Here is a 21194-nt window from a genome sequence, read left to right on the forward strand (position 1 = left end):
CGTGTCGAGCGGGTGCGCGGAAAGCACGGACCCTACCGCCTGCCACATTGTTTGGCGAGGGGGCGATGCTGCTGACAGGATCTGTCAGGGGGCGACCCTAGGATGCAGGCCCACCCGTCGATGGAGCGCCGCCATGACCCCTGAAACAGCCTCCGCCTCCCGTGGCCTGCCGCTTTTCACCTCTGTTCCCTTGGCCGCCGCCCCTCTGGCCACCGCCCCTCTGGCCACCGGCACCCCCGGCTGGGTGTGGGTGGCCTCTGTTGGGGCCATCGGGCGGGGCCGGGCGGCCGGCGACATGCGCCTGCCGGTGCGCCACGACGGCGTGCTGCGCCGCGTGGCGGTGGGGGAGCGTGTGGCTTGCTTCGCCCCCGACGCCGTGGGCGGATCCTGTTTCCTGGCGGTGGGTCACGTCCTGCAGGGTGGGCTATATGTGGAGCAGGACGCGGCCGGCCGGGGGTGGGCCTGCCTGCCGGTGGCCTATCTGCCGTCGCGGCCGGTGCCGCTGGCCGCCGTGCTGGACGGGGCGCTGGCGGCCATGGGCTGGGGGTTCAGCCTGCCCGTGGGGCTGACGCGGCTGGACGGCGCCGACCTGGACGCCATCGCGGCCGCCCTGGCGGGTGAGGAAGGCGACGACCCAGTCATGGCCTTTCCGCCGGTCCGTATTGCGTGCCTGGAAGATGCCGATTGATACAGGTCAGGGATAGGCGGCCCGATCTCCAATAAAAATCCCCTCATTGAAAAACAAGTGCGGCGTCAAGGCGGTGGAACATTCGCCGGCCACACTGTTCAAGGAGGGGTAAGTGATGAAGTTCTTGTCCGTCACGGTGGCCGCCGCTGCGCTCTTGGCCGGGATTTACGGTATGGCCCCGGCGGCTCATGCCTCCGACGCTGGTGATTTTCTGATCCGCGGTCGCGCGCTTGTGGTGGCGCCGGACGTCGGCAGTTCCCTGTCGCTGGGCGGCGCCGGCATTCCCGGCCATACCGACATCAGCACGGCCATCGTGCCGGAAGTGGACTTCAGCTACTTCTTCACCGACAGCATCGCCGCGGAACTGATCGCCGGCACCACGCCGCACAATGTGAAGGCGTCGGGCACGCCGCTGGGCAAGGTGGACCTGGGCAATGTCTGGCTGCTGCCGCCGACGCTGACCTTCCAGTATCACTTCATGCCGCATGAGAAGATCAGCCCCTACATCGGCGTCGGTGTGAACTACACGTTGTTCTACGGTGTCGACAAGGGCGACGCCCTGGGCCTGAAGTACGACAATACCTTCGGCTACGCCTTCCAGGCCGGCGTCGATTACAAGCTGGACGACCATTGGTCCCTGAACCTGGACCTGAAGAAGCTGATGCTCAACACCACGGCCACGGTGAACGCCGGCCTGGGCACGCCCATCAAGGCGGACGTTGACATCAATCCCTGGCTGGTCGGCTTCGGCGTCGGCTACCGCTTCTGACGCGCGCAGCCCCCCATCGATTGTTGAAAGGCTGGGCCGTCCCACCAGGCGTGGGGCGGCCCAGCCGTTTTTGACGGGGATCGTTAGCAGTAAAACGAGTTCAATTGTAAGGTGAACCAATCCTTCTGGTTAGTAATGAATGGCATGTGAACGACGGGTTAAGTGATTGATTTTTCAATATTAAGTGGCGCATTTGTAGTATCGTGCATTTAAGGGAAACTTAAGGATACGGCCCTAATTTCTGTATGTCCGGTCGGGAAATCTCGGCCATGTGCAATAAAGAGAAGATCGGGGTCGATCATGATGAACGGGCTGTTTTCACCGGGTGCGGGCTCTGATCTGAAGTCCATTCTGGAAGGCGTCAACCGCTCTCAGGCGATCATTGAGTTTAAACTCGATGGCACCATCCTGACGGCCAACGAGAACTTCCAGAAGACCATGGGCTACACCCTGGCGGAGATCCAGGGCCGGCATCACAGCATGTTCGTGGACGCGACCCACAGGAACAGCGACGAGTATCGGAACTTCTGGGCCAGCCTGGCCCGCGGTGATTTCCAGTCCGCCGAGTACAAGCGCCTGGCCAAGGGCGGCCGGGAGGTCTGGCTGCAGGCGACCTACACCCCGGTGTTCGGCGTCACCGGCAAGCCGGTGAAGGTCATCAAGCTGGCGACCGACATCACCGAGCGCCGGTCGCGGAACGACGACCTGTGCGGCCAGTTGAAGGCCATCCACAAAAGCCAGGCCGTCATCGAGTTCAAGATGGACGGCACCATCCTGACGGCCAACGAGAATTTCCTGAACGCCCTGGGCTACGGCCTGGCGGAGATCCAGGGCCACCACCACAGCATGTTCGTGGACCCGGCCTACAAGGCCAGCGACGAGTACAGGCGCTTCTGGGCGGCGCTGGGCCGGGGTGAGTTCCAGTCGGCCGAATACAAGCGCCTGGGCAAGGGCGGCCGGCCCGTGTGGATCCAGGCGACCTACAACCCCATCTTCGACATCAGCGGCAAGCCCTACAAGGTGGTGAAGTTCGCCACCGACATCACCGAGCAGGTCGAGGCGCGCGACCGCCGCGCCGCCACGCAGAAGGTGATCTCCCAGGACCTGACCGGCCTGGCGGGCGCCATGACCGTGACCGACGAGCAGGTCAGCCACGCCTCCAATGCCGCCATGATCGCCTCTGGCAACGTGCAGGCCATCGCTGGCGGCGCCACCGAGCTGGTGGCCTCGATCGAGGAAATCAGCCGTCAGATGGCGGAAGCCTCCAAGATTTCCGAGGACGCCGTGCATCAGACGAACCGGACCAACGCCTCCGTCTCCGGCCTGTTGAGCGCCGCCCAGCGCATCGGCGAGGTGGTGAAGCTGATCAGCGACATCGCCAGCCAGACCAACCTGCTGGCGCTGAACGCCACCATCGAGGCGGCCCGGGCGGGTGAGGCCGGCAAGGGCTTCGCCGTCGTCGCTTCCGAGGTCAAGGCCCTGGCCAACCAGACGGCCAAGGCCACGGGCGAGATCGCCGAGCAGATCAGCACGGTGCAGTTGGCCACCACGGAATCGGCCAGCGCCATCCAGGGCATCGGCGGCATCATCAACCGCATCAGCGCCATCTCCGGCGCCATGGCGGCGGCGGTGGAGGAACAGAACGCGGTGGCCCGAGACATCTCGTGCAACATGCAGACCGCCGCCGACGGCGTGTCCAGCATCAGCGAAAGCCTGACCAAGATCGCCGACGCCACCAACGGCGCCAACGCCTTGACCCGCCGGATCAACGAGGCCTCGCTGGCCATGGTCGGCTGACGACCCCCACCGTGTTGACCCGGAACTTGAAGGGCGTCCCATCGGGGGGCGCCCTTTTTTGTCCGCGTCGGGATCGGGGGCGATCCCGCAACGCCCCCCATCGAAATGCAGGGTTCTAATCGGGCCCTCAAGCGGTTATCTAAGCGGTCCGTTACAAGACCATTTCATGACCCGAGACGAGGAGGACCGCGATGCGGGCCGAGATCGAGGCGGTCGTCGAGGCTGTGCGACAGTCCTTGACGCTGCTAAGGAGGCATCTTTGACTGGGAGAATGCCCTCCGCCGCTACGACGAACTGAACGCCCTGTCGGAAGACCCCAAGCTGTGGGACGATTCCGACCGTGCGCAGAAGATCATGCGGGAAAAGACCCAGCTTGAGACCGCCATCGAAGGCTATCGCGCCCTGGAGCGCGACCTGAACGACGGCATCGAGCTGATCGAGATGGGGGAGCTGGAAGGCGACCAGGAGATCATCACCGACGCCGAGCAGGGCCTGGTCGCCCTGCAGAAGCGCGCGGCGGCCCTGGAGCTGGAAAGCCTGCTGTCGGGCGAGGCCGACGCCAACGACTGTTATCTGGAAGTGAACGCCGGCGCCGGCGGCACCGAGGCCCAGGATTGGGCGCTGATGCTGCTGCGCATGTACACCCGCTGGGCCGAACAGCATAAGTTCAAGGTGGAACTGCTGGACGAGACCAACGGTGAAGAGGCGGGCATCAAGTCCTCCACCATCCAGATCAAGGGGCACAACGCCTATGGCTGGCTGAAGACGGAATTGGGCGTGCACCGCCTGGTGCGCATCAGCCCCTTCGACAGCCAGGCGCGCCGCCACACCAGTTTCTCCAGTGTCTCCGTCACCCCTGTCATCGATGACAAGATCGTGGTGGAGATCAACGAGAAGGACGTGCGGGTGGACACCTACCGCGCCTCGGGCGCCGGCGGCCAGCACGTGAACAAGACGGACTCGGCCGTGCGCCTGACCCATATGCCCACGGGCATCGTGGTCGCCTGCCAGCAGGAGCGCAGCCAGCACAAGAACCGGTCCAAGGCCTGGGACATGCTGCGCGCCCGCATCTATGAGATGGAGCTGCGCAAGCGTGAGGAGGCCGCCGCCAACCTGGAGGCGCAGAAGACGGAGATCGGCTGGGGCCACCAGAATCCGCTCCTACGTCCTGCAGCCCTACCAGATGGTGAAGGACCTGCGCACCGGGGTGGAAACCAGCCAGAGCGGAGCCGTTCTGGATGGCGACATCGACGAGTTCCTGCAGGCCGCCCTGGCCCACCGCATCAAGGGCCAAGGCGATGAGGCGGAGGCGTAAGCCTCCGCCCGCCAAGGACAGGGTTCGATGAGGCGGAGGCGTAAGCCTCTGCCCGCCAGGATTGTTTTGAGTGCGTAATGAAAGGGCCGGCGGAGCGATACGCCGGCCCTCCTCATTTTCAGAACCGCGCGACCAGGCGGTGGATGGTCTTGCCCGACGAGGCGCTGGTGGCTTCCTCGTCCAGCAGCAGGGCGGCGCCGGTCCGCGAGGTCAGGGCCAGCGCGTCCAGCACCAGGCGGCTATCGAAGGCGGCATAGAGGCGCCCGGCGCCGTCGCGCGCATCGGCGCCCCGGGTCACTCGCCAGCTGAGATACAGGGTGCCGCCGGGACGCACCAAGCTGGCCAAGCGGCGGACGGCGGGCGCGACCAGGCCGGCGTCCAGGTGCATGATCACCGTTTCGCACAGCACGTTGGCGTAGCCGTGGTCGGGCAGGCCGGCCAGGTCGGGCAGGCTGGCGGCGCGGAAATCCAGCCCCGGGTATCGGGCCCGCGCCTGCGCCAGCAACCCTTCCGACGCGTCAAACCCCACCGCCGGAAAGCCGTTCTCCACCAGCCACGCCACCTCCCGCCCGCTGCCGCAGCCGATATCGACCGTGGGCTCGCCGGGCGCGAAGTGCCGGCGGATCAGTTCGTGCAGGTCCGACGGCGGCGGCTGGCCATGCCAGTCTTCCGCGTAAGCTGTGGCGGCGGTGTCGTACGCGGCGAGCGTCCGCTGATCCATACCAGTCCCTCCCTTGGCGTCCGCCGTCCACGGGCGGACGGATGCCGCTTACGCCCGTCCCGGCGACGCGTCCAGGGTCTTTGTCGCTGGCGGGCGGGCGCGGACGGCCGGCCGGAGCGCTTCACGCCGGTTCGCGCAGCACGTCCAGGGCCTTCAGCAGCGGGGCGGCGTGGTCCAGGAAGGCGCGGGCCTTGGCGGCCAGGTGGACCGTGCTGGGCACCACCAGATGCACGGGCAGGGGCGGGCGCTCGAACGCCGTCAGAAGGCGCACCAGGCGGCCGGCAGCCAGATCGTCCACCACTTGGTAGGACAGCGCCTGGCCGATGCCATGGCCAGCGCGAACGGCTTCCAGCTTCGCTTCCACCTCGTTGACCATCAGGCGGGGGGACAGGGGTACCGTGCGCTCCCGTCCCCTATCGCCTCCCGGGGCCAGGAAGCGCCACTCGGCCGGGCCCGCTTGCGGGGCGTGGACCAGGGGGGTGGAGACGATGGTGTCATGGGTGCCCAAATCCTCGGGCCGCTGGGGCGTTCCCCGGTGTGCCAGATAGCCGGGGGCGGCCACCGTCACCTGGCGCACCTGGCCCACCCGCCGTGCCACCAAGCCGCTGTCCGGCAGGTCACCGATGCGCAGGGCCACGTCCAGCCCATCCTCGATCAGGTCCAGCTGCCGGTCGGACAGCAGCAATTCCACCCGCACCAGGGGGTAGGCGGCCAGGAAGCTGGTGACCACCGGGGTCACGTGCCGGCGGCCGAAGACCAGTGGGGCGGTGACGCGCAGCAGGCCGCGCGGCGCCGCCTCGTTGCCCTCGCGCATGGCCTCGTCATAGTCGGCCAGCACGCGGCGGGCGGTTTCGGCGAGGCGGCGCCCGGCCTCGGTGGGGGCCAGCTGGCGGGTGGTCCGCTCCACCAGCCGGGTGCCCACCCGCGCCTCCAGCGCCGCCAGCGTCCGGGTGACGGCGGGGGCGGAGCGGCGCAGCCGCCGGCCGGCGGCGGCCAAGCTGCCGGTTTCCAGGATGGCCAGGAACAGGCTCAGCTCATCGAGGCGGTCCACAGGGGGGATCCATTGGGGCGATTTACAGGGGCGCCATCCAGGAGCGACATCGTTCCATCAGGCGCAAGAGTGCCTTTCACAGATGCCACCTATCGAACGAAATGGGCAAGGATTAAGTCAGCGGTCAATCCAACCGGCCTGCGCAGGCCAACCATCCCATGCAGGAGATTCCGATGCCCGCCCATTCCGCCGCGCCGCTTGTCATCTATGGCACGCCCTTGTCAGGCCATGTCCATCGGGTGCAGCTGCTGCTGCGCATGCTGGGCCTGCCGCATGAATTCGTCGAAGCCGGTGCCGCCGTCCGCGCCACGGCGGAATTCCGCGCGCTGAACCCGCTGGGGCAGATCCCCGTGCTGGTGGACGGTGACGTGGTGGTGCCGGACAGCAACGCCAGCCTGCTTTACCTGGCCAAGCGCTATGACCAGGGCGGCACCTGGCTGCCGGAGGAACCGGCGGCGGCGGCGCGGGTGCAGCGCTGGCTGTCCGTCGCGGCGGGCGAGGTTCGGCACGGCCCCGCGTCGGCGCGCATGGTGGTGCTGTGGAACCTGCAGGGTCACCTGCCGCTGGCGCGCGAGATTTCCGCCCGCCTGCTGCCCTTCATGGACCAGCATCTGGCTGATCGCCGCTGGCTGGCCGATGAGGCGGGCGCCGCGATGGCGCACCCCACCATCGCCGATCTCGCCTGCTATTCCTATGTCGCCCATGCGCCGGAAGGCGGCATTTCCCTGGACGGGTACGAGCATTTGAACGCCTGGCTGCGCCGGGTGGAGGCGCTGCCGGCCTTCCAGGCTATGCCGGCGTCCCCCTTGGCGTCCCCCAAGCCGGCCGCTTAAGGACGGCGCTTGCGGTATAGCACGTGCCGACGCAGGGGATGGCCCTCGGCCAGTCGCGGGTGGTCGAAATCCTCCGCCGGGTCGTGGGTCATGCCCAACCGTTCCATGACGGCGCGGGACCGGCGGTTGGCCGCCACGGTCAGGGCCACCACCTGCGGCAGGCCAAAGCGGGTGAAGGCCGCATCCATCACCGCCCGCGCCGCCTCGGTGGCGTAGCCCCGACCCCATTGCGCGCTGGCCAGCCGCCAGGCGATCTCCACCGCCGGGGTGAAGGCGGCCTCGAACCCCACGGCGCCCAACCCGACGAAGCCGATGAAGGGTGCCTCCCCCGGCACCTCCACCGCCCAATAACCGAAGCCCTGCCGGGCGAAGTGCGCCTGCACGCGGTCGACCAAGGCGTCGCTGCCGGCGCGGTCCAGGGGGGTGAGGAATTCCATCACCCGGGGATCGTCGGCCAGGACGGCGAAGGCATCGCGGTCGGCCGGCAACCAGGGGCGCAGCAGCAAGCGCGCGGTCTTGAGTGTCGGGATCTCAGGCATGGCATCCATCCTGGGTCGGACCTCCGGGTGGTGGACGGTACAAAATGACGCGGCGGAGTTGGCCCGGGCACCATTTTACCGACACAAATCGGGCGCAGGCGAAGATGTCTTTCGTCTTATGGTGGAGGGGAAGCCGTGCGCACCCTGGTGTTGATCATATCGTTGGCTGTCGGCCTGTCGACTATCGCACGGGCGCAGATGATGTCGCCCAATGATTGGGGAAATGTCCCGGTTCCCGCCGATGCCACCGTGCGCTTGGATCGGGACGCCAAGGGAAACGAGACGCGGGAAATCACCTATGCCGGCGGCGTCGTCGCCCGCCAATAGCATGATCGCAGCGGTAAGGTGCAGACGATGATAGAAGACCGCAGCGGCCACGGGGCCGTGATGTGCCTGCGGGAACTCTATATCGGCCTGCGTGAGGGGCTGGACCTCTGTCGCCAGGATGGGGATGACGCCCTGCGTCGCTTCATGGATGAGGGCCTGGACCAGATCGATGACTTCGTGGTTGCCAACAGCTTGACCCCCATCACCAAAGACGCGTTGAGGGCGACGGAGGAGACGCGGCTGAAAAAGCAGCGGGACGACGCGGCCCTGCGGGGTCAGGAGGCCCAGGCCAAGATATGCGCTGGTGGTGACGCCCAACGCATGCTGGGCGGTCTGCGGTCCGCGTCGCTGGATAAGCTGCGGGCGGAATTGGCGGCGGCGCTGTCGGTGCCCCGGCCGCCGGTCTTCAACCCCTGCCTGTAGGCGGCGAGGGTGAAAAACACGAAGGGGCGGCCCCGGATCGGGATGCCGCCCCCACGCATGCCGTGAACTGCCAAAGCTCTCGTCGGATTGGGCGCCACGTTTGGTTGGGCTGCCCTTATGCCTGATACGCGGCACCGTGCGCCGACCCGGCGCGGCGGACCATGGGTTTGTGTGATAATATAACGCATACCCGATAGAACCGGGACGGCTGGCCGGTTGGCATGGCCGTCCCAAACCCCCGCGCCTGAAACCGATATCAAGCCGCAGTGCGCTTCACCCAGTCCTGCACCAGCGCCTCCAGCACCGGCAGGTTGACCGATCCGGAGGTCAGCACCGTGTCGTGAAAGGCGCGGATGTCGAACTTGGCGCCCAGCTTGGCCTTGGCGGCTTCGCGCAGTTCCAGGATCTTGTTCATGCCGATCTTGTAGGCCAGCGCCTGGCCCGGCCAGACGAAGTAGCGCTCGATCTCGGTGATGTTGTCGTGCTCGGGGTTGGCCGTGTTGTCGTTCATGTAGGCGATGGCCTGTTCCCGCGTCCACCGCTTCAGGTGGATGCCGGTGTCCAGCACCAGGCGGGCGGCGCGGAACAGCTCCGAGGCGATGCGGCCGGCGTCCGAGTAGGGGTCCTGATAATAGCCGTACTCCTTGGGGAAGCGCTCGGCGTACAGGGCCCAGCCCTCGCCATAGGCGCTGTTCCAGATGAAGCGGCGGAAGGTGGGCAGGTTGGCCATCTCCTGCGCGATGGCGATCTGCATGTGATGGCCGGGGATGCCCTCGTGATAGGCCAGGCTTTCCAGCATGGGGATGGGGTTGACCGACATGTCGTACAGGTTGGTGTAGAACACGCCGGGCCGCGATCCGTCCGGCGACGCCGGCTCATAGAAGGCGCTGGCCGTGGCCTTCTCGCGGAAGGGTTCCACCGCCTTGACCACGATGGGGGCCTTGGGCTTGGTCAGGAAGAACCGGTCCAGGTCCGACCGCATCTTGTCGATGATGTCGGTGGCGCGCTTCAGCAGGGTGGCGCGGCCTTCCGGTGTGGCCGGGTCGAAGAAGCGCTTGTCGGTGCGCAGGTAGTCGAAAAAGGCGCGCAGCTCCCCCTTGAAACCCACCTTGACCATGATGGCGCGCATCTCGTCCTGCAGCGCCGCCACCTCCTTCAGGCCCTGGGCGTGCACGGCCGCCGGGTCCAGGGGCAGGGTGGTCATCAACTGCACTTGCGAACGGTAAAAGCGTTCGCCATCGGGCAGGGCCCATACGCCGTTGCTGGCCGTGGCCTTGGTCTCCAGCGCCGACACGGTGCTGATCAGCTTCTGGAACGAGGCCTGGACCTGGTCGGTCAGGGCCTTTTCCGCGGCGGCGATCAGGCGGGCCTGTTCGGCGTCGGCCAGCTTCAGGGCCGTCACCTTCTCCGCGAAGTCGGCCAGCAGCGGGCTGCTTTCCGTCGCGTTGGCGCCGAAGGGCTTGCCGGTGATGACGTTGCGCGCCGCCTCCAGGATGGATTTGAAGGCGAAGGCCGGCGGCAGGACGCCCATGTCCGCCTGCTTGGCGATGCGCGCCAGGTAGGCGTCCATCAGCGGGGCGATGCCCACCAGGCGGGCCACGTAGTCCTCCGCGTCCTGCGCGCTGCCCACGGCGTGGTAGGTGATCAGGAAGCTGGCGATGTCGGTGTGCGGCCCGGTCAGCTGGCTGATCACATAGCTGTGGTTGCGCCAGGGATACTGGGTGATGGTCTGCTGCAGCTCATTCTCGAACAGCTGCTTGCTGATCAGCGCGCCGGGCGACAGCTCCGTCCCCTTGAAGCCCTTCAGGGTCTTCAGCCGCTGTTCGGCCAAGTGGAAGTTTTCCAGCAGGTGGGCGTCGTCCGGAATGGTCCACTTGTCGTGCGGGCCCGGCAGGCCCAGCACGGTGCGCTGCTGCGGGTCGCGGGCCAGGTCCTCGTTCCAGCAATCCTCGAAGAAGGCGTTCAGCGCCTTCTCCGTCTCCGACGGCTCCGCCGCCACGGCGGGCTGGGCGATCAGCTCGGGGAGGGCCGTCAGGGCCACCAGGGCGGTACCGGCCATCAGGCCGCGGCGCAGCAGGGTACGTCGGGTCATGGTCTCACGGGAGGGGGAGGCGGTCATGGGCGTTTGGGCACCGTGGTGGAAGCTGCGGGGCAGCTATGGAAAGGCGGGCGCCGCGGACGGGCGCCGGGATTGGCGCGGATGGTAGCAAGGGCGATGGGCGCCGCCCAAGGACAGTTTGTGACTGAACGGTAAAGGGGCTGACGGGCCTAACCGTCCTACCCCACCACCCCGCCCAGGATGGTCTCCACCGGCGCCAGCGGCTCGTACCAATCCGGCGGGAAGTTGGCCTTGAGGCGGCTGGCGTCGTTGAAGGGGCGCTTGATGTCGCCCTTGAAGTAGTGGCGCACCAGGGCGCGCCAGTGTTCCGCCGGATCGTCGCCGGCCGCGGCGGCGATGACGCCGAACCAGCGGCGGCCGGCGGCGACGTGGCCGATCTCCTCGTCATGGATGATTTGCAGCACGGCGGCGCTGTCCTCGTCCCCCACCCTCTTCAGGTTGGCGATCATCATGGGCGTCACGTCCAGGCCGCGCGCCTCCAGCACCATGGGCACCAGGGCCAGGCGGGCGGCCAGGTCGTGGGCCGTGACCTCGCTGGCCTGCCACAGCCCGTCGTGCGCCGGCAGGTCGCCGTACGCCGCGCCCAGCGTGGCCAGGCGCCGGGCCAGCAGGGCGTGGTGCTTGGCCTCCTCATCCGCCACCGTCACCCAATCGTCCTTGAAGGCGCTGGGGGCGGGCGTGCCGTCGGGGAAGGTGGTGAAGCGGGCGACGATATCCCAGGCCAGGTCGATGGCGTTCAGCTCGATATGGGCCAGCGCATGCAGCAGGGCCACGCGCCCCGCCACGCTGCCGGCCTTGCGCCGTTTGGGCATGTCGCGGGGCAGCTTCAGTTCCGGCCGCTGGGGCCGCGCCGGCCGGTCCGGCGGGACGGGGCCGGGCAGGTCGGGCAGCAGGCCGGCACGCCAGGCGGCGGCATAGGTCCGGGTCAGCCGCACCTTTTCCAAGGGCGCGGCCGTGGTCAGCACCCCGACGGCCGCCGCCGCGAGGCTGGGCGGCAACGGTTGATCGGCCGAACCATCCTGGAATGGTTCTAAAGTATCGCCCGGGGTGCTATCAGGAACATGGTAGGGTGCCATGGCGTTTTTGGACGCCATCCGGCGGGGGGAAGTCAAGCGGGGACGGATCATGGGGCGGCCTAAGGGCGCGCTGTCAAAGCGCGCTTTGAGGGGATCGGTGCTGGCGATGGGGCCGGCCGTGGCATGGGCGGCGGTGGCTTGGACGGCCGTGGCTGGGGCGCCCCCGGCTTGGGCGGAGGCGGACCAGCTGCCCACCATCATCGTCACCGGCCGCGTGCCGCCCGACGCCGCCACCGAGCGCATCTATGGCACCCTGCAGCTGGACGGCGCCTGGTTGGACGCGGCACCGGAGCGGCGGCTGGATGAGGCGCTGCGCGGCGTCCCCGGCTTTTCCCTGTTCCGCCGCACCGGCAGCACCAGCGCCCACCCCACCGCGCAAGGCATATCGCTGCGCGCCTTGGGGCCCAACGGCGCCGGACGCACCCTGGTGCTGGTGGACGACATCCCGGTCAACGACCCCTTCGGCGGCTGGGTGTACTGGAGCCGCCTGCCCACCGCCGCCGTCGCCAGCGTGGCGGTGACGGAGGGCAGCGGCGCCGGACCTTGGGGCAACCAGGCCCTGGACGGCGTCATCCGCATCACCACCAGGCCGCTGGAGGGGGGCGAGGTTCGCGCCGGCAGCAATGGCCTGGCGGAGGGAACGGCCGGCGCCACCGCCGGCGGCGTCTCGGTCCTGGCGCACGCCAGCCGCAGCGACGGCAGTTATTTGGTGCGGTCCGACCAGCGCGGCCCCATCGACACACAGGCCGGTTGGGATGACGCCTGGGTGGATGTGAAGGCGCGAGGGGACGCCGGGCCCCTGGCGCTGGCCGGCACCCTCTCCGCCTTCCATGAGCATCGCGGCAACGGCACGCCCCTGCAGGAGAACGGCACCGACGCACTGGAGGGCAGCCTGCGCCTCAGCGACGCCGATGGCCCCCTGGGCCTGCCCTGGCACGGCACGCTGTATCTGCGCCGCTATGTCTTCAAGAACATGTTCTCCTCCGTCAACGCCAGCCGCACGGCGGAAACGCCGGCCCTGGACCAGTACCGCGTGCCGGCCACGGCCGCCGGCGGTTCGCTGTCCACCACGGTGGAGGAGGGCGGGGGGCGCCGCACCGTGCTGGGCGCCGACCTGCGCTGGGCCGAGGGGGCGACGCATGAACGTTTCCAGCCGGTGGCCGGCGTGTTCCAGCGCGACCGTGACGCCGGCGGCGACCAGATGGTGGGTGGGGTCTATGCCGAGCAGACGTGGCCGCTGAGGGAGACGATCGACCTGCATGGCGGCGTGCGCCTGGATGGCTGGACGACGGGCGACGGCCATCGGGTGGAACGATCCTTGGTTCAGACAGGGGGCCAGACCGGGGCCCTGACCCGCAACGATCACTATGACGACCGGGGCGGCGCCTTGCCCACGGCGCGGCTGGGCGCCGACTGGCGGCCCGCTTCGGATTGGACCCTGCGCGCGGCCGCCTACACCGGCTTCCGCCTGCCGACCATCAATGAACTCTACCGTCCCTATCGCGTGGGCAACGACATCATCGAGGCCAACGCCCGGCTGAAGCCCGAGCGCATGGTGGGGGCGGAGGCCGGGGTGACCTGGGCGCCGTCCCTGGGGCCGACCGTCAGCCTGACCGCCTATCACGACGGCGTGACCGATGCCGTGGACAATGTGCTGGTCACCGACCGCCCGGGCACGGTGCCGGGCTTCGGCGTGGTGGTGCCGGTGGGAGGAACCTTCGCCCAGCGCCGCAACCTGGACCGGGTTCGGGCAGAAGGGGTGGAGATGCGGGCCACCTGGGCCCTGGATCCCACGCTGGATGCGGGCCTGGGCTATTTGTGGAGCCGGTCGACCGTGTTGCGCGCCGACGGCTTACCCGCCCTGGTGGGCAAGCGGCTGGCGCAAAGCCCGCTGCACACCGGCACGGCGGACCTGACCTGGACGCCGACGTCGGCTTTCACCACCGCCCTGCGGGTGAAGGCCAGCGGCCAGCAGTATGAGGATGGGCTGAACACCCGCTCGCTGGCGCCCACGGTCACGGTGGACCTGTCGGGCACCTGGCGGATACGGGATTATCTGGCGGTTTTCGCCACGGCGGAGAACCTGTTCGACCGCACGGTGGAGTCAGGACGCCGCATCGATGGCCTGGTGGCGATCGCCCCGGGGCGGATCATATCCGGCGGGGTACGTGTTGACTGGTAGGCGATTTGAAGGACAAACGGGACGAACGGGAATACTCAGCGCGGGGTGGCGGCGCTGGAAGGCTGCTGGCTGACGTAGAACTCGGCCGGGAAGGCGGGCTTGTAGTAGTGGCCGGCCTTCACCAGGGCGCGTTCGTGTTCCGAACGCATGTAGCTGATCACCGGCAGGGACCAGGCGATGCTCAGCAGCACCACCCACAGGCTTAAAGTGACCAGGCGATCTTTATTGAACACGGCGGTCATGATCCCTACTCCTAAACTTCCGCCACCATGGTCCTTTATTGTGGAAGGATTGTGGCGGGAAGCATCGCGTTACGGCTCATGACGTTATTTTTACGCCCGGGAAGATGAACAGGTTGCTAACGACTGGGGCTGCGTCTTTGAATTTTTTGCACGGGCGAATGGCTAAGCCATCGCCGGGACGCAGGCCTCAGCCGCCGACGGGATCGCCGATGGTGTAGAAATGGCCGCCGGCCACATGGTGCAGGCTGCGCCAGGCGGGGTCGGCCGCCTCGTACATCCAGTGCCCATCCTTGAAGACGCGGGCGTCGGCCCAGGCGGCCACCACCTCGCCGATGAACAGGTCGTAGGTCTTCTGATTGTGCGGCTCGGGGATGACGCGGCAGGACAGCCAGGCGGCGCAGCCGGCGACCAGCGGCGGGATGTGCCGCTCCAAGCGGAACAGTTCCACCCCGTGGCGGGCCAGCTTGTCCGGCACGTCGGCCAGGCTTTCGCCGCCCACGCCGCGGGTCAGGTGCGCTTGGGCCCTCGTCGGCACCTGCAGGGCGAAGGCGCCGCTGCCCTCCACCAGCGCGCGGGTGGCCGTGGCCTTGTCCAGCACGACGGTGACCTTGGGCGGGCTGAAATCCAGCGGGCAGGCCCAGGCGGCGGCCATGACGTTGTCCGTCCCGCCATGGTGGGCCGACACCAGCACGGTGGGGCCGTGGTTCAGCAGGCGGTAGGCTTTGGACAAGTCGACGGGCTGGATGGGGGCGTCCACGGGCGCGGCCTTCGTTGAGACGGGGGAGGGGTCCAGAGGTACCCTCAAAAATGTCACCGGCACAAGAAACGGATTGGCCGGCGGCGGGCCTCGCTCTAACGTTGCCGCCCGCGCCGGCGGTGGCCGGCGCCCCGCCGTTCATTGGGTTGCCGCCATGTCCCCCATCCTGGGCCTGTACCTGACCGCCGTCCTCATCTGGGGATCGACCTGGTATGTGATCGAGTTCCAGCTGGGCGCCGTGGATCCGGCGGTGTCGGTGGCCTATCGCTTCGGCCTGGCCGCCGTGCTGCTCATGGGCTGGCTGCTGGCGCGGCGGCAGAGGATCATTCTACCCCGGCACGCCTGGCGGCAGGTCGCCCTGGTCGGCGCCTTCACCTTCTCCACCAACTACCTGCTGGTGTATCTGGCGACGGAGCGGCTGCCGTCCGGCCTGGTGGCGGTGGCGGGTTCGGCCCTCAGCCTCATGAACGTGCTGAACGCCCGCGTCTTCCTGCGTCAGCCCGTCCGCCCCCTGGTGCTGCTGGGTGGCCTGATCGGCATGACCGGCGTGGTGCTGCTGTTCCTGCCCGAGTTGCAGGTGGACGGCCTGACGGGCAAGGCGGCGGTGGGCCTGGCCCTGGTCATGCTCAGCAACGTCAGCGCGTCGCTGGGCAGCATCTGCGTGCAGCGCGGCGCCAAGCTGGGCGTGCCCCTGCTGCCCGCCACGGCGTGGAGCATGGCCTTCGGCGCCGTCCTGATGGTGGGCGTGGCCCTGGCCCGGGGCGCCGTCTTCAGCTTTCCGACCAATCTCAGCTACACCGTGTCCCTGGGCTATCTGGCCCTGTTCGGCTCGGTCATCGCCTTCCTGGCCTACTTCTCCCTGATCGGTCGCATCGGGGCGGACCGCGCCGGCTACGTCGCCGTGATGATCCCCATCCTGGCGCTGGTCATCTCCACCGTGTTCGAGGGGTATCACTGGTCGCCGGCGGCCTTCATCGGCCTGGCGCTGGCGGTGGCGGGCAACCTGCTGGTGCTGGGCCCCAAGACTTGGCGCAAGCAGGGTGTGGAGGCGGCCCCCGCGACCGCCCGCTAGCCTTTGAACTCCACCCGCGCCAGGCCGGGCAGCTTGTGGCGCAGGGCGGGGGTCAGGCGGAACAGCGTGTCCATAAGGCGGGGCAGGCCGCGCGGCATGCGATAGTCCAGCGTCTCCACCGCCGCCACCTGGGGCGACCAGGCGCGCAGGGTGCCGGGCACGGCGTCGGCGTCGATGCCCCAGGGCATGGGCGGGATGCGATAGTGCGGCGTGCGGTGCAGGCCGCGCAGGGTCAGGCGCGACAGCCAGGTGGGCACGGTGTCGAACACCAGCTGCCCGCCGGGGAAGCGCCGCGCCAGGGTGGCCACCAGCTGGCGCACGTCGGCCTCGGGCAGATACATGAACAGGCCCTGGGCCACGATGTGCACGGGGCCGTCGCCCGTCACGGCGTCCATCCAGGCCGGGTCGCGCGCGTCGGCCGCCAGGTGGCGCACACGCGGGCCGGGCGGCAGGAAATGGTCGCGCAGGGCGATGCCCTCCGGCAAATCCACCGTCAGCCAGCTCAGGCGGCCATTGTCCACGCGGTGGCGCTGCGTCTCCAGCCCTTCCCCCAGCGAGACGATGGTACCCTCCGGATGCCGGTCCAGCCATCGGCGCAGGATGGCATCGATGGCGGCGGCGCGCATGGCGTGCGACCCGTCGGCCCGGCCGAAGTGGCGCTCATAGTCATAGGCCAGGGCCTGGTAGATGCGCACCGCCTCCGGGTCATGGAAACGGGCGTTGGGCCGCATGGCCTCCGCCGCGCGGTTGTGCAGGGTCCACAGCATGGTTTCCGGCACGCCGGTCAGGCCGGGGGGAAGTTTGGGCCGCGGGTTGTCAGGGCTCATCGCGCGGTGATCTTCAGGCCGCTGGCGGCCTCCATCTCCGCGATGGGCACGTCGCGCATGGGCTGGAAAAAGGTCCAGACGTGGCCTTCCGGATCGCGGGCGCGGTAGGTGAAATCGCCATAGAACTGCTCGGCCGGCTCCGCCACGATGATGGCGCCAGCGGCCCGGGCCCGCGCGCAATGGGCGCTGGCGTCGGCCACCGCCACATGGACGCTCTGGGTATTGGCGCCCCTCACTTGCGATGGGCTTTTCACCCAGTCGTCCCACCCCGGTGGGCCCAGGCGGATGCGCCCCTCGCCCAGGGCCATCTGGGCGTGCTGCACCTGGCCGTCGGTATCGGTGACGCGCACCTCCACCGTAAAGCCGAAGGCGGCCTCAAGGAAGTCCAGGGCCGCGGTCGCGTCCTGGTAATAAAGGGCGGGAACGATGCCGCTGCAATCATGGGTCGCCATCACCAGCCTCCGTGATCAGGGGATGCCAATGGCTTCCATAAATGGAAACCATTGTCAAATCAGGGCGGCGTGGGCAGCCAAGCCAGCAGCACGCCCGCCGCGGCGCAGGCGGCCAGGGTGGGCAGCAGGCCCAGGCGCGTGTGGCGCAGGGCGATGAAGGCCATCAGCGCCAGCAGGGCGGCGGGGATGTCCAGGCCGGTGGGCAGGGGCAGGCTGAACGGGCCCAGGCTCAATGGACGGCTGCCGCTGAACAGCACATGCCATCCGAACCACACCGCCAGGTTCAGGATGACGCCCACCACGGCCGCCGTGATGGCGGCCAGGGCGGCGGTGATCGTCGTGTTGGTCCGCACCCGCTCGACATAGGGGCCGCCCAGGAAAATCCACAGGAAGCACGGCGCGAAGGTGACCCAGCTGGTCAGCATGGCGCCCAGGAACCCGGCCAGCAGCGGCGGCAGCGTCCCGGGCGCATGGGCGGCCGCCAGGAAGCCGACATGCTGCAGCACCAGCACCAGGGGGCCGGGCGTGGTCTCCGCCAGACCCAGGCCGTCGATCATCTCCCCGGGCGTCAGCCAGCCGTATCCCGTCACCGCCGCCTGCGCCACATAGGCCAGCACGGCATAGGCGCCGCCGAAGGTGACCAGGGCCATGCCGCTGAAGAACAGCGCCAGGTGGGTCCACACGCTGTCGGCGCCGGTGATGAGGCGCAGGGCGGCCAGCGGCCCCAGCCACAGGGGCAACCACAGCGCCAGGGTGGCCAAGGCCCTGCCGCGGCTGGGCCGCGCGTGCGGCGGCACGGCGGCCTCCAGCTGGCGGTCCAGCAGGGCGTCCCCGTCAGCCTTGGCGGCGGCGGGCGCGAAGGAGCGGCGCGCCGCCATGCCGATGCCGGCGGCGGCCAGGACGACCAGGGGGAAGGGCAGGTGCGCCACGGCCAGCGCCAGGAAGGCCAGACCGGCCACGGCCAGCGATGGCCAGCCGCGCAGCGCCCGGCGGCCCAGCCGCAGTACGGCGTCCATCACCACCGCCAGCACCGCGGCCTTCAGCCCATGGAAGAGGGCGCCCGTCAGCGGCGCCTGATGATACAGGGTGTAGAGGGTGCTGAGGCCCAGCATGACCAGTACGCCGGGCAGGATGAACAGGCCGCCCGCGATCAGCCCGCCCCGGCGCCCGTGCAGCAGCCAGCCGATGTAGGTCGCCAGCTGCTGCGCCTCCGGCCCCGGCAGCAGCATGCAGTAGCTGAGGGCGTGCAGGAAACGCGCCTCGCCGATCCAGCGGCGGTCCTCCACCAGCTCGCGATGCATCAGGGCGATCTGCCCGGCGGGGCCGCCGAAGCTCAACAGGCCGATGCGGGCCCAGACACGGGTCGCCTCGCGCAGGGTGGGGAGGGACATGGCAGGGTGCCGAAGGGGTGCGAGGTGGTGCAGGCCCGCTGACTAAGCCGCGCGGCGCCGCCGGCGTCAAGGGCGGGGCTTCAGAACACGCCCTTGCCGTCGGGGTCGCTGGCCGGCACCGGCTGGCTGACGGACCAATGTTCCACCACCCTGTCGTCCAGCACGCGGAAGATGTCGATCACCGCCGTGCCCGGCTCGCCCGGGCTGGGGATGGCGTGCACGTGCAGCACGACCAGGTTCCCCTGGGCGACGCTGCGCACCACCTCTACCGTGGCGTCGGGATGATGCTGGAAGACCGTGGCGTAGGCATCCTGCAGGGCGCGGCGCCCGTCGGCCAGTCCGGGGGTATGCTCCCGGCAGTCCTGGGCGACGTAGCGGTCGGCGGCGGACAGGTCGTGCTTGTTGAAGAAGGCGTCGTAGAAAGCCAGGACCGTCTGGCGGTTGGCCTCCCCTTCCGCCGCGCTGCCGGGGATGCGGGTGCTGGTGGCGCCGGCCGCCTGGTTGGCCGGGGGTGGGGCGGCCTGGGCCGACGCCAGGCCGGAACCGGCCAGCGCGGCGCCCAGGGCCAGGGCACGGAGTGTCAGGCGCATCTCTTCCTCATCGGGGACTGGGCGACGGCGGAAGGCGGGCAGGCGGGGCGTTCCCCCATCATGCGCCCACCCCCGCGTCGCCCCTTTACCTGCACGGGCATTGTGGCGACTCTGGGGTGGCGGCGTGGAAGGGTTGGGGCCGTGACGCTTATACGGACCGGCACGCCGATCCCGGGCGCGGCGGTGCGCCACGACAAATAGTATAAAATATTTGACATACAATATCCCATCATCGACCCTGCCGGGAAATGATGGGGAACAGGGGGCGATGATGAACCATACCGCGGTGGCGCTGGCATTCATTCTGGCGGCGGTGACCCCCGCCGCCTCTCCCGCCTGGGCCAAGCCCGCCGCCCCGATGGCGAAGCCCGCCAGCGGCGTGGATGCCGTCATCGCCGACTATGAGGCGCTGGCCCGCCAGACGGACGGCACCGACGGGCCCGGCTGGCCGGATGTCAGCAAGGCCGCCGCCGATCGCCGCGCCCAGGGCTATGCCGCGCTGAGGGCCCGCCTGGACAGACTGCCGCCCTCCGCCCCCGATGGCGAGGAGGCGCTGACCCGCCGCCTGCTGGATTGGCGCCTGGGTGTGCTGGTGGAGGGTGCCACGTTCGATGAGGATCGCATCCCCTTCGACAATGGCGACGGCTTCTTCAACACCGCCAACTACGCCGCCGCCACCACCGTCATCCGGACGGAGGCGGACGCCCAGGCCTGGATCGCGCGCCTCAGGGCCTTGCCCGCCTATTACGACCAGCAGATCGCCAATATGCGGCGTGGGCTGGAGACGGGCTTCATCCAGCCGCGTCCCACCGCCGCCTCGGTTCTGAACATCCTCAAGATCGCGGCCGACCAGCCGGCGGAGGCCAGCCCCCTGCTGGGGCCGCTGAAGGCGCTGCCCGCCACCATCCCGGCCGACCGCCAGGCGGCCCTGCGCGCCGACGCCCTGGCGGCGGTGACCCAGGCGGTGAAGCCGGCGCAGATGAGGCTGGTGGCCTTCTTCGAGCAGGACTACGTACTCCGTGCCCGCGACACGCTGGGCGCCAGCGGCCTGCCGGGCGGGCGGGAGTACTACGCCTATGCCGTGCGCCGCTCCACCACCACCGACCTCACGCCCGACGCCGTGTTCGCGCTGGGGGAGCGGGAGGTGGCGCGCATCCGGGGAGAGATGGAGACCGCGATGCGGGCCACCGGCTTCACTGGCACCTTGCCCGAGTTCATCGCCAAGCTGCGCACGGACAAGCAGTTCTACGCCCCGGATTTGGCGACCTATGTGGAAAAGGCCAGCGAGATCGGCAAGCGCATCGACGGCCTGCTGCCCCTGTGGTTCGGCAGGCTGCCGCGCCTGACCTGGACCATCCGGCAAAAGCCGCCGGAGCAGGAGGGCTCGTCCAGCGGCTATGACCTGGGGGACCCGGTGAAGGGCGTGCCCGGCCGCGTGGTGGTGGGCTCCAAATCCTTCGGCGACCCGCTGTTCGGCCTGCCGTCCTGGATCCTGCATGAGGGGGTGCCCGGCCACCACCTGCAGATCGCCCTGGGCCAGGAGCGCACGGACCTCCCGGCCTTCCGCCGCAAGGACGAACCCACCGCCTTCATCGAGGGCTGGGCGCTGTATGCCGAGCAATTGGGCGAGGACATGGGCGTTTACCGCACGGACTACGAACGTTTCGGCCGCCTGTCCTTCGACATGTGGCGGGCTTGCCGCCTGATGATGGATGTGGGCATCCACTGGAAGGGCTGGAGCGCCGAACAGGCCGCCAGTTGCCTGCGCGACAACACCGCTCTGCCGGAACGCGTTGTGCTGGGCGAAACACAGCGCTACATTGCCTGGCCGGCCCAGGCCCTGGCCTACAAGGTGGGGGAGCTGAAGTTCCTGGCGGAGCGGCGGCGGGCGGAGCAGGCGCTGGGCGCCCGCTTCGACATCCGCGCCTTCCATGACGCCGAGCTGGACGACGGCCCCATGCCCATGGACATCCTGCACGACCAGGTGGGCCGCTGGTTGGCCCGCCAGGGGGCGGCGCCGTAA

Annotated in this window: 20 protein-coding genes and 1 pseudogene; 10 read left to right on the plus strand and 11 right to left on the minus strand. The window is 68.9% G+C overall.

The window, feature by feature from the left end; all coding sequences use genetic code 11:
* Positions 1-133: 133 nt before the first annotated feature.
* From UAJ10_RS23925 to prfB, 4 genes and pseudogenes are all read left to right on the plus strand, one after another.
* Entirely contained in the window at positions 134-688 is a 555-nt protein-coding gene (locus UAJ10_RS23925; protein ID WP_322917762.1) for an EVE domain-containing protein, read from the plus strand.
* A gap of 115 nt (positions 689-803) precedes the next feature.
* Positions 804-1457 (plus strand): OmpW/AlkL family protein, encoded by a 654-nt coding sequence (locus UAJ10_RS23930; RefSeq protein ID WP_004272966.1) that lies wholly within the window; start codon positions 804-806, stop codon positions 1455-1457.
* Between the two features lie 300 nt (positions 1458-1757).
* Entirely contained in the window at positions 1758-3254 is a 1497-nt protein-coding gene (locus UAJ10_RS23935) for a methyl-accepting chemotaxis protein (protein ID WP_322917763.1), read from the plus strand.
* Between the two features lie 191 nt (positions 3255-3445).
* Positions 3446-4569: pseudogene (gene prfB, locus UAJ10_RS23940) on the plus strand (peptide chain release factor 2).
* A 118-nt stretch (positions 4570-4687) separates the two neighbouring features.
* Here prfB and UAJ10_RS23945 read toward each other — a convergent pair.
* Both UAJ10_RS23945 and UAJ10_RS23950 read right to left on the minus strand, forming a co-directional pair.
* Positions 4688-5290 (minus strand): class I SAM-dependent methyltransferase, encoded by a 603-nt coding sequence (locus tag UAJ10_RS23945; protein ID WP_322917764.1) that lies wholly within the window; start codon positions 5288-5290, stop codon positions 4688-4690.
* 121 nt (positions 5291-5411) lie between these two features.
* Positions 5412-6341 (minus strand): LysR family transcriptional regulator, encoded by a 930-nt coding sequence (locus UAJ10_RS23950; RefSeq protein WP_322917765.1) that lies wholly within the window; start codon positions 6339-6341, stop codon positions 5412-5414.
* Positions 6342-6514: 173 nt separating this feature from the next.
* Between UAJ10_RS23950 and UAJ10_RS23955 the strand changes: the two genes are divergently transcribed.
* On the plus strand, positions 6515-7174 hold the full coding sequence (locus UAJ10_RS23955; RefSeq protein WP_322917766.1) for a glutathione S-transferase family protein: 660 nt from the start codon (positions 6515-6517) through the stop codon (positions 7172-7174).
* Here UAJ10_RS23955 and UAJ10_RS23960 read toward each other — a convergent pair.
* Entirely contained in the window at positions 7171-7713 is a 543-nt protein-coding gene (locus UAJ10_RS23960; protein WP_322917767.1) for a GNAT family N-acetyltransferase, read from the minus strand. The genes UAJ10_RS23955 and UAJ10_RS23960 overlap by 4 nt on opposite strands.
* 135 nt (positions 7714-7848) lie before the next feature.
* On the opposite strand from UAJ10_RS23960, the gene UAJ10_RS23965 reads away from it, so the two are divergent.
* Together UAJ10_RS23965 and UAJ10_RS23970 are read left to right on the plus strand one after the other, a co-directional pair.
* On the plus strand, positions 7849-8040 hold the full coding sequence (locus UAJ10_RS23965; RefSeq protein WP_322917768.1) for a hypothetical protein: 192 nt from the start codon (positions 7849-7851) through the stop codon (positions 8038-8040).
* 27 nt (positions 8041-8067) lie between these two features.
* The gene (locus tag UAJ10_RS23970) at positions 8068-8463 is read left to right on the plus strand and encodes a hypothetical protein (protein ID WP_322917769.1); all 396 of its coding nucleotides are present in this window, start codon (positions 8068-8070) and stop codon (positions 8461-8463) included.
* A 256-nt stretch (positions 8464-8719) separates the two neighbouring features.
* Here UAJ10_RS23970 and UAJ10_RS23975 read toward each other — a convergent pair whose 3' ends face one another.
* Both UAJ10_RS23975 and UAJ10_RS23980 read right to left on the minus strand, forming a co-directional pair.
* Positions 8720-10555: a DUF885 domain-containing protein gene (locus UAJ10_RS23975; protein ID WP_322917770.1), complete on the minus strand. Its 1836-nt coding sequence runs from the start codon at positions 10553-10555 to the stop codon at positions 8720-8722.
* Positions 10556-10740: 185 nt separating this feature from the next.
* Positions 10741-11580 carry a ferritin-like domain-containing protein gene (locus tag UAJ10_RS23980; protein WP_322917771.1) on the minus strand — a complete coding sequence of 280 codons (840 nt, stop codon included), beginning with the start codon at positions 11578-11580 and terminating at the stop codon, positions 10741-10743.
* Positions 11581-11764: 184 nt separating this feature from the next.
* Here UAJ10_RS23980 and UAJ10_RS23985 point away from each other — a divergent pair, with 184 nt between their 5' ends.
* Positions 11765-13840, plus strand: coding sequence for a TonB-dependent receptor plug domain-containing protein (locus UAJ10_RS23985; RefSeq protein ID WP_322919044.1), 2076 nt, complete (start codon positions 11765-11767; stop codon positions 13838-13840).
* Positions 13841-13875: 35 nt separating this feature from the next.
* Here UAJ10_RS23985 and UAJ10_RS23990 read toward each other — a convergent pair whose 3' ends face one another.
* Both UAJ10_RS23990 and UAJ10_RS23995 read right to left on the minus strand, forming a co-directional pair.
* Entirely contained in the window at positions 13876-14082 is a 207-nt protein-coding gene (locus UAJ10_RS23990; protein ID WP_322917772.1) for a hypothetical protein, read from the minus strand.
* A gap of 187 nt (positions 14083-14269) precedes the next feature.
* Positions 14270-14839 carry a flavin reductase family protein gene (locus UAJ10_RS23995; protein WP_322917773.1) on the minus strand — a complete coding sequence of 190 codons (570 nt, stop codon included), beginning with the start codon at positions 14837-14839 and terminating at the stop codon, positions 14270-14272.
* Between the two features lie 154 nt (positions 14840-14993).
* Between UAJ10_RS23995 and UAJ10_RS24000 the strand changes: the two genes are divergently transcribed.
* Complete coding sequence (locus tag UAJ10_RS24000) at positions 14994-15911, plus strand: DMT family transporter (protein ID WP_322917774.1); 918 nt, start codon at positions 14994-14996, stop codon at positions 15909-15911.
* Here the strand turns inward: UAJ10_RS24000 and UAJ10_RS24005 are convergent.
* The 4 genes from UAJ10_RS24005 to UAJ10_RS24020 form a co-directional block, all read right to left on the minus strand.
* Entirely contained in the window at positions 15908-16738 is an 831-nt protein-coding gene (locus UAJ10_RS24005; protein WP_322917775.1) for a class I SAM-dependent methyltransferase, read from the minus strand. The genes UAJ10_RS24000 and UAJ10_RS24005 overlap by 4 nt on opposite strands.
* Positions 16735-17190, minus strand: coding sequence for a VOC family protein (locus UAJ10_RS24010; RefSeq protein WP_322917776.1), 456 nt, complete (start codon positions 17188-17190; stop codon positions 16735-16737). The genes UAJ10_RS24005 and UAJ10_RS24010 overlap by 4 nt, the downstream gene beginning before the upstream one ends.
* Before the next feature lie 59 nt (positions 17191-17249).
* On the minus strand, positions 17250-18581 hold the full coding sequence (chrA, locus tag UAJ10_RS24015; RefSeq protein WP_322917777.1) for a chromate efflux transporter: 1332 nt from the start codon (positions 18579-18581) through the stop codon (positions 17250-17252).
* 80 nt (positions 18582-18661) lie between these two features.
* Positions 18662-19171 (minus strand): nuclear transport factor 2 family protein, encoded by a 510-nt coding sequence (locus UAJ10_RS24020; RefSeq protein ID WP_322917778.1) that lies wholly within the window; start codon positions 19169-19171, stop codon positions 18662-18664.
* A 268-nt stretch (positions 19172-19439) separates the two neighbouring features.
* Here UAJ10_RS24020 and UAJ10_RS24025 point away from each other — a divergent pair, with 268 nt between their 5' ends.
* Positions 19440-21194: a DUF885 domain-containing protein gene (locus UAJ10_RS24025; protein ID WP_322917779.1), complete on the plus strand. Its 1755-nt coding sequence runs from the start codon at positions 19440-19442 to the stop codon at positions 21192-21194.

This window comes from Nitrospirillum guaranorum (assembly GCF_034653275.1).
In the GTDB taxonomy this organism is placed as follows: Bacteria; Pseudomonadota; Alphaproteobacteria; order Azospirillales; family Azospirillaceae; genus Nitrospirillum.